This is a genomic window from Streptomyces sp. NPDC007971 (assembly GCF_042958635.1).
Taxonomy (GTDB): Bacteria; Actinomycetota; Actinomycetes; order Streptomycetales; family Streptomycetaceae; genus Streptomyces.
Genome location: NZ_JBIBJK010000004.1, coordinates 101,004 through 114,557, shown reverse-complemented (window position 1 = coordinate 114,557; position 13,554 = coordinate 101,004). Strand labels below are relative to the sequence as shown.

Here is a 13,554-nt window from a genome sequence, read left to right as displayed (position 1 = left end):
AGTAGTACCGGAAGGCCACGCGGAGTAACCTCGGGTGACATGACGCGCACGGGGGAGCGAGCCGTCAAGTCGCGGTTACGGACACCACCTTGGATCGCCCGCATCGAGGAGCCGGACGGGCAGGTCCTCGGCGCGGGGGTGCTGCTCGCCCCCGACCGGGTCCTCACCGCGGCCCATGTCGTGCGCCCCGGCCGGCCCTACGTCGTCCACTTCGTCGGCGTGGCAGGCGTACCCGGCATCGCCGCCACCGCCGGCGCGGACGAGCACGTACCGCAGCGCAGGGACGCCTTCGGCGACCGCAGCGGCGACCTGGCCCTGCTCCGGCTGGCCGAGCCGCTGCCCGCCGAGCACACCACCCGGCTCTACCGGCTCGCCGCGCCGCACGGGCCGGTCAGCATGTACGGCTTCCCCGAGGGCGACGACGGCGGCCGCTGGCACGGCGCCACCCTGGTCGCCGCCCGCGGCCGGGACAGCCAGGTGCAACTGCGCCCGCAGACCCCGGACGAACGCGCCGCCCCCGGCTTCAGCGGTGGGGGAGTGGTCGACCACGCCACCGACGAGGTCATCGGCGTCGTCCTCAGCGTCGACGAGGGTCCGGGCTCCGTCTTCAGCTACATGAGCCCCACCGAGACCATCCTGAGCCATCTGCCGCAGATCGCGGCCTGGGCCGAGGGCGCCGAAGCCGTCGACCCGGCGCTGCGCACCGGCGCGACGGGCGCCACCGGCCGGCTCGACGTGCCGTTCGCCACCGACCTCGCCTCCTGGTTCCGGGGCGAGGGCTGGCCGGTCCTCGTCACCGTCGTGCCCGCCCGCAGCCACCGCGCCTGGACGCTCACCCGTGCCATCACCCTGGCCGACCGCGAACTGCGCACCCAGCAGAACACCAGCGCCTTCAGCCACGACCCGCCCGAGACCGTGCCCCCGGCCGGCGGCCACGACCTCGCCCTGGACGTCAAGGGAATGACGGCCGACCAGGTGCTCGACCGGATCGCCGGGCGACTGGGCATCCGCGGCGATCCCCGGCCCGAACGGCTCGGCACCCTGCGCATCCCGCTCGCCGCCGTCCTGGTCGGCATCGACCAGTCCGCCGAACCCGACGCCCTGCTCGGCATGCTGGACCGGCTCGCCCGCCAGGGGGCCCGTCTGCTCCTGGTCTTCCGCCGCCGCGGCGGCCGCGCGGCCCGGGCCGCCGACTCCTTCGTGCAGAGCCCGCTGCGCACCCGCTGGACCCGGCTGCACCAGGAACTCGACCACATCGTCGACGAACTGGGGCCCGCACTCGACGAGCGACGCGACCGCGTCCTGCCGGACCCCGGCTCCCGGCCCCTGCTCGACCAGGCCGAAGCCGGCGTACGACGCACCCGGATGCTGCGCGCCTGGGTCGCCCACACCCCCGAACGCGAGCGCGAACCCCGGCGGGCCGACCTGATGTTCACCTTCGAGGACGCCGCCGAGCGCCGCAGGCAGCGCCTGGAACAGGCACTCGCCGCCCTCGACGCCCGGCTGCGCCGCCGCGGGGAACTCCTCGGCCGCATCACCGCCGAGTGGCCGCTGTGCAGGGAGCGGACCGACGGCCGGGGCGAGACGGTCATCGAGGCCTACCGGCTCTATGAAGACGCCCTGTCCCGACTGCGGCAGACCCCCTGCGACGTCGACCGGGCGGAGAGCGCCGTCGACGCGTTCATCGCATTCTGCTCCGGCACCGCACCCGGGAAGGAGGGCGCCTCATGACCTCGTGCATCCGGCCCGGCTGCGCGGGCCGCATCATGGGCACCGGCTACTGCGACACCTGCGGGCACCGGCACCAGGAACCGCGCACCGAACAGCCCGCCGCACCGTCCGGCCCGCCGCCCGGACCCGGCCGCGAGGAGCCTGCCGGCCCGCAGCCCACCCACGCCGTCGCCGGCGTCGGCGAACTCGACCAGCACGCACTGGTCCGGCTGCCCGACGTCCCGGTCCCCGAGGGCGGGCTCGTCGAGGACCCCCGCCCGCCCACCGGCGGCCGCCGCTGCGGAGCCCTCGGCTGCACCATGACCATCGGCATCGGCTACGGCGGCCAGAGCGCCCGCGCCACCGGCCGCTGCCCGCGCTGCGGCACCCCCTACTCCTTCCTGCCCCAGCTGAACAAGGGCGACGTGGTCGCCGGCCACTACCGGGTCCTGGGCTGTCTGGCCCGCGGCGGCCTCGGTTGGATCCACCTCGCCGAGGACACCCGCGCCGACGGCTACCGCGTCGTCCTCAAGGGGCTGATCAACGTCCACGACGCGCTCGCCCGCCGCAACGCCGTCGAGGAACGCCGCTCGCTCACCGATCTGCACCACCCCGACATCGTCCGCATCATCACCTACGCCGAACACGCCGCCGGCGGCGGCCCGTCCACCGGCTACCTGGTCATGGACTACATCGGCGGCCGCTCCCTGCAGCAGCTCTTCGACGCCGACGACGCCGAGCGGATCTTCCACGGCCGCCCCCGCCTCGACCACGTCCTCACCTACGGCTGCAAGATCCTCGGCGCCCTGCAGTACCTGCACGAACGCGGGCTGCTCTACTGCGACATGAAACCCGCCAACGTCATCCACTTCGGGCGGGCTGTCAAGGTCATCGACCTCGGCGCAGTCCGCGCGATCGGCGACCGCGTCTCCGCCTACGTGTACACCGCGACGTTCGCGCCGCCCAGGGAGGAGGTCGACAGCCGAGGCTGGCACGTCGACAGCGACCTCTACACCGTCGGCATGACCCTGCAGGCCCTGGCCCGGGGCACCGAACCGGCCCGCGGCCTCGCGGGCGACTCCTTCCGCCGCCTCGTCGACCGCGCCACCCACGCCGAACCCCGCGCCCGGTTCCGCTCGGCCGCCGAGATGTCCCGGCAACTGTGGGAGGCGCTGCGCGAGTTCCGCTCGCTGCAGTTCGGCGAGCAACTGCCCGAGAGCTCCACCCGGTTCCGCGCCACCGAGGCCGGCCTGCACGCCGGACTCGGCGCGATCCCCTCCCTGGACCACTGGACCCGCCGCCCCGGCGAGCACCCCGCCGGTCTGGACGTCTGCCCGCCCCCGGCCGCCGAGATCGCCGGCGCCCTCCCCGAGCCGGTCCCCGACCCCGACGACGGCGCCGCCCTGCTGCTGGACACCTTCCCGCCCGACGCCCCCGACCGGGTCGCCCGCCAGTGGCCGCGCGAATCCCGCCTCGGCACCCCCGAGACCGCGCTGTGGCTGTGCCGCGCCTACCTGAGACGAGGCGAGCAGGACGAGGCCGAGAGCTGGCTCGCCGAGGCCGCCACCCAGCTCGGCGAACGCGCCGCCGCCTACGACTGGCGGATCGCCTGGCACCGGGGCGTCCTGCACCTGAGCCGGGACGAGGTGCGGGAGGCCGGCAGCTGCTTCGAGGCCGTCTACCAGGCGCTGCCCGGCGAGTACGTGCCCAAGCTCGCTCTCGGCCACTGCGCCGAGCACGGCGGCGAGCAGCGCACTGCCCGCGCCATGCGGTTCCACGAGGCCGTGTGGGCGCGGGACTTCGCCCACACCGCCGCCGCGTTCGGCCTGGCCCGCGGCCACCTGGCCGCCGGTGACCGGGACGCGGCCGTACACGTCCTCGACGACGTCCCCGCCACCTCCCGCCACTACGACGCCGCCCGTATCGCGGCCGTCCGCATCCGCGCCGGCATCCTGCACGGCAGCCCGCCGTCGGTGGCCGACCTGCGGGACGCCGACCGGCGGCTGCCCGAACTGCACCTTGACGGCGGCGCCGCAGGCGGCGAGTCACGGGCCCGGCTGGTCGCCGAGGTCCGCGAGAACGCCCTGCACGGCCGCCCCGAGCAGGGCTGGGGACCGGACTTCCCCGCCGGTGAGCTGCTCGGCTCCGGCGCCGCGGACAGCCTGCGCGTGCTGCTGGAGCAGTCCTTCCGGCACCTTGCGGCCCAGGCGCGCACCGCGGGCGAACACGGCCGGCTGCTCGACCTCGCGCACGCCGTACGGCCGATGACCACGTTCTGAGCACCCAGCAGCACACAGGACCACCCGAGCAGTGCACAGCAGCATCCAGCAGTACACAGGACCACCCGAGCAGTGCACAGCAGCATCCAGCAGTACACAGGACCACCCGAGCAGTGCACAGCAGCACCCAGCAGCACTCAGGAGCACGCAGGGCCCACGAGGAAGCGGGGGACGCAGCCATGAGCGTGGCCGGTGACGCCCAGAACGCCGACAACGGCGTCGAGGTGACTCTCGCGGTCGGCCAGCAGAAGGAACTGCCCGCCGTCCCCGCCGCGGCCGGGCGGCCACCCGACCGCGAGATGCACGCCATCCTGGAGATCGGGGTCAGCGGCTCCGGCACCGCGGGGATCGCCACCGGACCCGCCCGCGGCTCCGGACCCGCACTCGCCGAGGTACTGATCGTCGACACCTCCCGCTCGATGCTCCACCCGGCCGGCAAACTGCACGCGGCCAAGGACGCCACGGCCGCCGCGATCCGGCTGCTGCCCGAGGGCACCGCCTTCGCCGTGCTCTCCGGCCGGTTCGACGCCACCGTGGTCCACCCCGGGCCCGGCCGTACGGTGATGGCCGTCGCCACCCCCGCCGAGCGGGAGGCCGCCGAGCGCGCCGTACGGATCCTTCAGGCGGACGGCGGCACCGCCATCGGCACCTGGCTCGACCTGGCCCGCCGGCTGCTCAAACAGCAGTCCGCGCCGGTCAAGCACGTCCTGCTGCTCACCGACGGGCGCAACGAGCACGACGAGCGCAGCGCCATGCAGCTGGACACCGTCCTCGACGCCTGCGACGGCCGGTTCGTCTGCGACGCCTGGGGGATCGGCGACGACTGGGACGCCGGTCTCCTGCTGCGCATCACCAGGCGGCTGCACGGCCGGGCGGGAGCGGTGCGCCGGGCATCCGAACTGCCCGCCGCGTACGAGGAACTGGTCGGCGCACTGCTGGGCACGGCCGTACCCGAACTGCGCATCAGGCTCACCCCGACCCCCGGCACGGTGATCCGCCAGGTCAAGCAGGTGGTGCCGAACGAGCAGGAACTCCTCGCCACCGGCGACGGGTTCGGCGAACGCGGCGCCGAGTACGTCACCCGGGCCTGGGGCGAGGAGACCCGGCACTTCCAGGTCGTCCTGAGCGCCGACCCGACCGGCCGCGAGATCGGCGAGGACCTCCAGCTCGCCGCCGTGGACGTGACCGTCCCCGACTTCGGGCGCACGGTGGAGCTGCCCGCACCGCAGCCGATCCTGGTCCGCTGGACCGACAACCCGCTCGACGCCTCCCGGCAGCACCCCGGGGTCCGCCGGCACGAGCTGTACCAGCAGGCGAGCGCCGCCGTGGCACGGGCCTACCGGGCCTGGCTGCGCCGCACGGAGGGCAGGGCCACCGCGGACCGGGAACTCGCCCGGGCCCTGGCGCTGGCCGCGGAGCTGGGCGACACCCCCCTGCTGGACGCACTGCGCCGGGTCGAGGCCGCGCCGGGCGCGGGCCGGGTCCGCGACGGCCTCAAGGACGTCGACTGGCAGCATCTGATCCTCTCCAGCGCCATGACCACACCCCCGGGCCAGCCGGCCGCCGGTGCTCCGCAGGCCCCTCCGCCCGAGGCCGGCCCAGCGGCGGCGTCCGGCCCCGGCGAACTCGTCGCCTGCCCGGACTGCTCATGGATCGGCCCGGCGGACTCCGTGTACTGCGGGGGCGACTGCGGGCGGATGCTGAAGGGGGCCTCATGACCGTCGACACGGCCGCCGGTGCCGGTGCCGGTGCCGGTGCTGGTGCGGCCGGGCGCGCGGGGATCGGCCGTCTGCTCGGTGCCGGGCGGCGTCCGGCGGACGGTGCCAGCACGACCGCGTACGACCTCGCCGTGCGCCGCCGGCTGCTGCTGGCCCTGTCGGCCCTGCTGACCCTGTGCCTGTTCCTCTCCTACGAGGGTGTCCACGCGGACGCCGGTCCACTGCGCACCTCCAGCGCCCCCGCCGTCGTCGCCATCGACACCGCGCTGTACGCACTCGGCGAGGCACAGGCGAACGCGACCGGGCCGGTCCCGTCGGCCGGCGAGTTCCAGAAGCAGATCTCGGTGGCCGCGCAGAGCCTCGCCGTGGCCGCCGCCGACGACGCGGGCGGCCAGGCCGACCGGCAGGCCCTGCAGACCGTCGCCGGACTGATCACCGGGTACACCGGGATGGTGCAGAAGGCCCAGCTGCAGCCCGGGGGAAGCGTGTTGCGGGACGCCTACCTGAGCTATGCGACCAGCATGCTGAAGGCCGAGGAGTCAGGCATCCAGGACCGGCTGGTGCTGCTGCAGGACCAGCAGCGGGCCGTGGTGGGACGGCAGACCTCCTTCGGATGGCCGCTGTGGCTCGGCTGGAGCGTGGCCGCGCTGCTCGTCCTCGCCCTGGGATCGGCCCTGGCGGAGACCCAGCTCTTCCTGCGGCGCCGCTTCCGGCGCCGGTACAACCGTCAACTCCTCGCCGCGGGCGTGCTGTTGGCCGCGGGGTTCGCCGTCCTCGTGCTGTTCACGGTGTGGACGCGCCAGGGCATGACGGACACGCGCGGCCTGCTCGGCGGGCTGGAGCCGGGGCGGCCCGTCACGGACGCGGGGCCGCAAGCGGCCTCGTACCTGGCCCACACCGGCCTGCGCGCGGCGGCCGCGGCATGGATCGTGATAGGAGGCATCGTGCTCATGACGCTGACCGAGACCGGACTGCGGCAGCACATCAACGACTACCGGTTCAGGCTCCGGTGAACGCCCCCGCAAGCAGCCCCGCAGCGGCCCCCGGGCCCCGGCGCCGCCTCTCGCGCCGCACCGCGCGCACCGTCACCGTGGTGGCGAGCTGCCTGGCCGTGCTGGCGGCGGCCGCCGTGGTGGGCGTACGCACCCTCGGACAGGAACCGACCGTCACCCTGCTGGCCAACTGGACGGACAGGGACGCCCGGTACTTCCGCGAGACGGTCATCGGCCCCTTCGAGCGCAAGTACCACGTCCACGTCGACTACCAGGGCAGCTCCGCCGAGAGCCAGGTGCTCAGCGCCGACGTCGAGGCCGGCACACCGCCCGACGTGGTGGTGCTCACCGGCCCCGGCGAACTCGCCGCCTACGCCGCGCAGAAGAAGCTCGAACCGCTGGAGAACCTCGTCCGGCAGGGCGACTTCGGCGAGTCCTGGGCCACGCCCCTGAAGGGACACGTGTACTGGTTCCCGCTCAAGGCCGACCTGAAGAGCATCGTCTGGTACCCGGGGCGTCTCACCGAGGAGCAGCAGCGCAAGAAGGCGGCGCTGCGGCCGGACCAGTGGTGCCTCGGCATGGGCTCCGGCGCCACCAGCGGCTGGCCCGGCACCGACTGGATCGAGGACATCCTGCTGCAGCAGTACGGCCCGCAGACCTACGAGCGATGGGCGCGCGGCGCGCTGCCCTGGCGGTCCAAGGAGGTGAAGGACGCCTGGACCACGTGGCGGGACATGGTGGGCGCCGGAGGACCCAGGGACCTCGTCCTGCGCGCCCTGCGGACCGAGTACCAGAAGGCGTCCGAGCCGGCCGCCGCGCACCCGCCGCAGTGCACGCTGGAACACCAGGCGTCGTTCGTCCGCACCTACCCGCGCTGGAACGACCTGCGCGGCAGCTACGAGCCCTCGTCCCGGCTGATCCCCCGCGCGACGGCCCGGAACGCCTGGGAGGTCTCCGGCGACCTGGTGGCCCTGCTGCACGACACCCCGCAGGCCCGGAAGCTGATCCGCCATCTCGCCTCCGCCGGAGCCCAACGGGCGTGGAACGCCAAGGAGTCGGGCTTCTCCGTGGACGCCACGGCACAGCCCGCCACCGACTCCACGGCACCCTGGCACCGCTCCCTGGCCAGGACCCTCCTCGCCACCGACGCGGTCCACTGCTTCGACGCCTCCGACGCCATGCCCCCGGCCGTCCGCGACGCCTTCGCCCAGGCGACGATCGACTTCCTCGCCGATCCGCACAGCCTGGACGGCCTCCTGAAGAACCTGGACAGGCTGCGCACCGACGAGAACCTGACCTGGCTGCCGTCGGTCTGCGACCCCGGCTCCTGACCGGCGGCGTGGACGGGACGGCCGGGTTCCTGAACGGCGGCGGTTGCCGTCGTGCCGACCCGGCGACCCGGCGACCCGGCGGCACTGCGCGACGGCCTCGGCGTGGGCCGGCCGCTGCGCCGGGCGGATCCGTTCGGACGTGCCGTGCCGGGTGCCCCCTCGTAGCCTGAACGCAGAGCCGGCACCCACGGGACGGGAGGCTGCCCCATGAACAGGCGCTGGACCGCTCGTCTGGCCCTGCTGGCGGGCGTGGCGGCGGTGGTGGTGCTGCTGGCCTTCGCAGGGCCCGGCGGCTTCGTCCTCGTGGCGGTGGGAGCGGCCGGGCTGGTGCTCACGGCGGCCGGTGTCTGGTGGATGCTGAGCCGTACCGGGTGGCTGCGGGCCCTGGCCGTGCTGCTGGTGTTCGCCGTGCCGCTCGTCGTCCTCACCTGGTACGCGATCGCCGGGCTGCTGTGGGTCGTGCTGCTCTCGCTCGCCCTGTGGACGCTCGCCGTCTGCGCGGGCCGGGCCGCACTCGTCGACGACACCGCGCCGGGGATGCCGGAGCGCTCCGCCGACCGGGCCGGGCGGCCCTTCCTGATCATGAATCCGCGCTCGGGCGGCGGGAAGGTCGACAGGTTCCGCCTGGCGGAGCGCGCCAGGACCCTGGGCGCGGAGGTCGTCGTACTGGACCCGTCCCGCCACGAGGACGTGGCCGAGCTGGCGCGACGGGCCGTGGAGCGGGGAGCGGACCTGCTCGGCGTCGCGGGCGGCGACGGTACGCAGGCGCTGGTCGCCGGGGTCGCCGCGGCGCACGACATCCCGTTCGTAGTGATCAGCGCGGGCACCCGCAACCACTTCGCCATGGATCTGGGCCTGGACCGGCAGGACCCCTCGACGTGCCTGGACGCGCTGACCGACGGCGTGGAACTGCGCGTCGACCTCGGCCGAATCCGGGCGGGAGCGCAGGGCACGGACGGCGCTGAGGAGCGCGTCTTCGTCAACAACGCCTCGTTCGGGGTGTACGCGGCCGTCGTGCAGAGTCCCGCCTACCGCGAGGACAAGGCCCGCACCACCCTGGAGATGCTGCCGGACCTGCTGACCCACCACAGCGGCGCGCGTCTGACGGTCCGCGCCGGTGCCCGGGTCCCGGCGGATCCCCAGGCCGTCCTGGTGAGCAACAACCCCTACCCGACCGGCGACCCGGCGGGACTGGGGCGCCGGGAGCGGCTGGACTCCGGCCGGCTCGGGGTGCTGGTCGTCGAGGTCGGCACCGCGGCGGAGGCGACGGACCTGCTGCTGCGCGGTGAGCGCAGCCGGGGGCTGACCGCCGTCACCGCCCGCGAGGTCGTCGTCGACGCCGACGCACCCGCCATCCCGGTCGGTGTCGACGGCGAGGCCCTGATGCTGCCCACCCCGGTGCGCTGCCGCCTCTCGCCCGGCGCCCTGCGCGTCCGCGTGCCACGGCACCGCCCCGGAGCGCCGCGCCCCGCCCCGCCGCTCGACTGGCGCAGGGTACGACGCCTGGCCCTGACCATGGGACGGGCCGCGGCGGGACGCGACACCGCCTGAGCGTGGTCCGCCGTGCCTGAGCGTGGTCCGCCGCGGCGCCATGCCGCCGGCTCGCCGGGCCGCCCGCGGCTGTCGGTTGACCGGGCCACCTGCGGTCGTCGGTTCGCGGGGCCACCTGCGGTCGTCGGTTCGCCGGGCCACCCGCGGCCGTCGGCTCACCGGGCCGTCCGCGACCGGCGGGCCAGGAACTTGCCCGACTCCCACACCAGCAGCAGCGCGAGGGCGGACAGCAGGGCCCAGCCGAACTGCCGTGCGTTGATCTCGGTCGTCCCGAGGATCCGGCGGAAGCCGTCCAGCTGGGTCACCATCACGGCGAGCGCGAGCTGCGCGAAGGCCACCCAGTTCATCTGCCTGCTGTCGAACGTGGACGGCGTCAGCACCGATTCCGTCTCGCTGCGGCATTCGAACGCGGCCACGATCAGGCACAGCGCGAAGGCGGTGAAGGCGATGGACTGGCCGATCGCGACGCTGTCGTAGAGGGTCCGGCCGAGCCTGATCAGCCCGAGCAGGACGACGGTGACGGCAAGGCCGGCGAGAGCGACCGTGACCAGCACGGGCCGGGTGAGCACCGACTCGCCCCGGGGCCGCGGCCTGCGGAGCATGAGGCCCGGGCTCTCCCGGTCGAAGCCGAGCGCGAAGCCGAAGGAGGCATTGACCACGAAGTGGATCCACAGCACCTGCGGCGGGGTGAAGGGCTCGCCCGCAGCGATGTCGAAGACGGCCGCGCCGAGGAACGTCAGGACGAAGGTGACCAGCAGGAGCAGCACGAACCGGATGTACTTGGTGAGGTTGTCGTAGATGGTCCGGCCCTGTTCGACGGCGTACACGATGGTGGCGAAGTTGTCGTCGGACAGGATCATGCGTCCGGCGTTCTTCGCCACGTCCGTGCCGCTGCCCATGGCGATGCCGATGTCGGCGGCCTTGATGGCGGGCGCGTCGTTGACGCCGTCCCCGGTCATCGCCACGACGTGGCTCTTCTTCTTCAGCGTGTCGGCGAGCAGCACCTTGTGCTCGGGCGCGACCCGTCCCACCACGCCGATGCCCTCGATGCGGTCCAACTGCTCCGCCTCGCCGAGGGCGGCGAAGTCGGCGCCGAGGATCGCCTCTCCGGGGATGCCGATCTGCCGGGCGATGGCCGCCCCGGTGGTGACGTCGTCGCCGGTCACCAGGCGGACCGTGATGTGTGCCGAACGGGCGGCCGCCACGGCGGCCTTCGACTCCGCGCGGGGCGGGTCGACCATGCCGACGAGACCGGTCACCTGCAACCCCGTGACGTACGCGAGCAGGTCCGCGTCCGGATCGAAGCCGGCCGGGTCCAGATCGCGGGTGGCCGCGGCCATCACCCGCAGCCCCTCGCCTCCCATCCGCTCGGTCTGCGCCTCGGCGCGCCCGCGCAGAGAGGCGTCCCAGGGGACGGTCCCGTCCGCCCCGAGCGCGCTCGCCGCCCGCGCCGTCACCGCGGGGGCCGCGCCCTTGACGAAGCACCGCACGACCTGCCGGCCGGAGGCGTCGAGCGCCGAGTTGAAGGTGGCCATCAGCTTGTAGGACGGGTCGAACGGCAGGGTGGCGAGCCGGGGGAGCCGCTCCCGGGTGGCGTCGGTGTCCAGGCCCGCCTTGTGGGCCAGCACCAGCAGGGCACCCTCGGTGGGGTCGCCGACCACCTCGCCGTCCACCAGCCTGGCGTCGCTGGCCACGACGAACGGCAGGATCGCGTCCTCGATGCCGGCGGCGGAGCCCGCGGGATGCCGGATCTTCCCCTCCAGCCCGTAGCCGGTGCCCGAGACGGTGTACCGGTCGGTGGGCGTGAGCACCTCGACGGCGGTCATCTGGTTCATCGTCAGGGTGCCGGTCTTGTCCGAGTTGATCGCCGAGGTGAACGCCAGCGTCTCGACCGACGGCAGTTCCTTCACGATGGCGTTCCGCTTCGCCAGGTTGAGGCTGCCGACGGAGAGGATCGCCTGGGTCACGGTCGGCAGGGCCTCGGGGATGGCGGCGATGGCGAGGGAGACCGCGCTGACGAACAGCGCGTCCCAGGCCTGGCCGCGGCTGCGCCCCAGGACGAACATCACGATCATGGTGAGCCCCGCCGCCCCGGTGATCCACAGGGTCAGCGTGTCCAGCTCCCTGGTGAGCGGCGGTATCTCCTTCTCGGTGGCCGAGAGCATCCCGGAGATCCTGCCCACCTCGGTGCCGGAGCCGGTGGCGGTCACGACGAGGACCCCGCTGCCATGGGTGACCGGCGTGTTCATGAACGCCATGTCCGTCTGGTCGCCGGGCGGCAGCCGGTCGCCCGGCACCGTCGTGGCGTCTTTCGCAGCCGGAACGCTCTCCCCGGTGAGCGCCGACTCGTCGATCTGCAGGGCGCTGGCCTCGATGATGCGTCCGTCGGCCGGCACCTGGTCCCCGGCGGCGACGAGCACGATGTCACCGACGACGAGCTGTTCCGCGGGGATCTCCGCCTCCACGCCGTCCCTGCGCACCCGTGCCGTGGCCTGCAGCATCGAATTCAGCGCGTTCATCGCGCTCTCGGCCTTGCCCTCCTGGCGCAGCCCGACGACGGCGTTCAGCAGGGTGAGCACCAGCAGCAGGACCGCGGTGGTCCACTCCCGGATGAGCGTCGAGACGACCGCCGCGGCCACCAGCACGAGCTGCATGTAGCTGCGGTACTGCGCCAGGAACCGCAGCCAGGCGGCGACCCGCTTCTCCTCGGGCAGGGCGTTCGGGCCGTGCGCGGCCCGCAGTTCGGCCGCCCGGGCCTCGGAGAGCCCGACCGCAGGATCGACGCCGAAGGCCGCGACGGCGTCCAGGGCGTCCCGCGCGTACCAGGCCTCCCGCGGCGCCGGGGGTCTCGCCCCCGCGGGATCAGGCTGCACCGTCATCGCCATGCCTCCGTTCCGGGCCGGTCGTACCCGGTCCGTCAGCCCCGGCCGTGCTTCTTCCTCGCCGGCCGCCCGTGGCCGGCACCGTGCTCGTCCTTCGCCTCCGCAGTACGCGCCGCGTACGGATCGGCCGCGGCACCGGAGGGGGCCTCCTCCTCCAGCTCCTGCCGGGCGGCCAGCAGGTCGTTGCGCGCCTCCTCGCTCACCTCGGGGTAGCGGGGGTCGATGTCCATCAGGGTGTGGGCGAGGATCGCCGCCGTGCAGATCCGCGCGAACCACTTGCGGTCCGCCGGCACGACGTACCAGGGAGCCCACGGCGTACTGGTCGCGGAGAGCATCTCGGAGAACGCCCGCTGGTAGGCGTCCCAGTGGCGCCGCTCCCGGACGTCGGCCGCCGAGAACTTCCAGTTCTTCTCCGGCAGGTCGATCCGCTTCAGGAAGCGGACGCGCTGCTCCTCCTTCGACAGGTTCAGGAAGACCTTCACCACCTTGAACCCGTTGTCCGTCAGGTAGCGCTCCCAGTCATTGATCTCGCGGTAGCGCCGCTCCCAGACGTCCTTGCCGCGCGCCCGCTCCGGCAACTTCTGCCGGACGAGGTTCTCGGGGTGCACCCGTACGACGAGGACCTCCTCGTAGTGGGAGCGGTTGAAGATGGCGATCTCGCCGCGCGAGGGCAGCCGCCGGGCGTAGCGCCACAGGTAGTCGTGGTCCAGTTCCTCGGTGGAGGGCACCTTGAAGCTGCTCACCTTCACGCCCTGCGGGTTGACGCCGCTCATCACGTGCCGGATGGTGCCGTCCTTGCCGCCGGCGTCGAGTGCCTGCAGGCACAGCAGCACCCCGTAGGTGTCCTGGGCGGCCAGCCGCTCCTGGTACTCGGCCAGCAGGGCCACCCCGGTGCGCAGCAGCTCCACGCCCTCCCGCTTCTTCAGGCCGGCCCGGTAGCGGGGGTCGAAGTCCCGGCCCAGGCGCACCTTCGAGCCCGGCGCCACCCGCAGGGGCTCGATGAAGTCGGCGATGCGCGCGGCTGTGTCGCTCACAGGCTCATTCTCGGTTCGTCCGGACAAGATCGCCCGCCGGGTCGCGGAGCCGGTGCC

Annotated in this window: 8 protein-coding genes; 6 read left to right on the top strand and 2 right to left on the bottom strand. The window is 73.8% G+C overall.

From position 1 onward, the window contains the following. Positions 1–39: 39 nt before the first annotated feature. The 6 genes from ACFZCP_RS09740 to ACFZCP_RS09715 all read left to right on the top strand — a co-directional run bounded on the left by ACFZCP_RS09740 (position 40) and on the right by ACFZCP_RS09715 (position 9,581). Positions 40–1,731: a trypsin-like peptidase domain-containing protein gene (locus ACFZCP_RS09740; protein WP_391425681.1), complete on the top strand. Its 1,692-nt coding sequence runs from the start codon at positions 40–42 to the stop codon at positions 1,729–1,731. Then, positions 1,728–3,989: a tetratricopeptide repeat protein gene (locus tag ACFZCP_RS09735; protein WP_391425679.1), complete on the top strand. Its 2,262-nt coding sequence runs from the start codon at positions 1,728–1,730 to the stop codon at positions 3,987–3,989. Before ACFZCP_RS09740 ends, ACFZCP_RS09735 begins: the two co-directional genes overlap by 4 nt. A gap of 179 nt (positions 3,990–4,168) precedes the next feature. Then, the gene (locus ACFZCP_RS09730; RefSeq protein ID WP_391425677.1) at positions 4,169–5,707 is read left to right on the top strand and encodes a VWA domain-containing protein; all 1,539 of its coding nucleotides are present in this window, start codon (positions 4,169–4,171) and stop codon (positions 5,705–5,707) included. After that, positions 5,704–6,720, top strand: a complete 1,017-nt coding sequence (locus ACFZCP_RS09725) for a hypothetical protein (protein ID WP_391425675.1) — start codon at positions 5,704–5,706, stop codon at positions 6,718–6,720. The genes ACFZCP_RS09730 and ACFZCP_RS09725 overlap by 4 nt, the downstream gene beginning before the upstream one ends. Further along, positions 6,717–8,030, top strand: coding sequence for an extracellular solute-binding protein (locus ACFZCP_RS09720; protein WP_391425673.1), 1,314 nt, complete (start codon positions 6,717–6,719; stop codon positions 8,028–8,030). Before ACFZCP_RS09725 ends, ACFZCP_RS09720 begins: the two co-directional genes overlap by 4 nt. A 207-nt stretch (positions 8,031–8,237) precedes the next feature. Beyond that, complete coding sequence (locus ACFZCP_RS09715) at positions 8,238–9,581, top strand: diacylglycerol kinase family protein (protein ID WP_391425671.1); 1,344 nt, start codon at positions 8,238–8,240, stop codon at positions 9,579–9,581. A gap of 155 nt (positions 9,582–9,736) precedes the next feature. Here the strand turns inward: ACFZCP_RS09715 and ACFZCP_RS09710 are convergent, their stop codons facing one another. Both ACFZCP_RS09710 and ACFZCP_RS09705 read right to left on the bottom strand, forming a co-directional pair. Beyond that, the gene (locus tag ACFZCP_RS09710; protein WP_391425667.1) at positions 9,737–12,460 is read right to left on the bottom strand and encodes an HAD-IC family P-type ATPase; all 2,724 of its coding nucleotides are present in this window, start codon (positions 12,458–12,460) and stop codon (positions 9,737–9,739) included. Positions 12,461–12,498: 38 nt separating this feature from the next. Then, complete coding sequence (locus ACFZCP_RS09705) at positions 12,499–13,497, bottom strand: PPK2 family polyphosphate kinase (protein ID WP_391425666.1); 999 nt, start codon at positions 13,495–13,497, stop codon at positions 12,499–12,501. Positions 13,498–13,554: the final 57 nt, after the last annotated feature.

Excerpts from the sequence above, each read along its gene's own strand:
- ACFZCP_RS09715 (WP_391425671.1), top strand. The coding sequence starts at position 8,238 with ATGAACAGGCGCTGGACCGCTCGTCTGGCCCTGCTGGCGGGCGTGGCG.
- ACFZCP_RS09710 (WP_391425667.1), bottom strand. The coding sequence starts at position 12,460 with ATGACGGTGCAGCCTGATCCCGCGGGGGCGAGACCCCCGGCGCCGCGG.
- ACFZCP_RS09735 (WP_391425679.1), top strand. The coding sequence starts at position 1,728 with ATGACCTCGTGCATCCGGCCCGGCTGCGCGGGCCGCATCATGGGCACC.
- ACFZCP_RS09730 (WP_391425677.1), top strand. The coding sequence starts at position 4,169 with ATGAGCGTGGCCGGTGACGCCCAGAACGCCGACAACGGCGTCGAGGTG.
- ACFZCP_RS09725 (WP_391425675.1), top strand. The coding sequence starts at position 5,704 with ATGACCGTCGACACGGCCGCCGGTGCCGGTGCCGGTGCCGGTGCTGGT.
- ACFZCP_RS09740 (WP_391425681.1), top strand. The coding sequence starts at position 40 with ATGACGCGCACGGGGGAGCGAGCCGTCAAGTCGCGGTTACGGACACCA.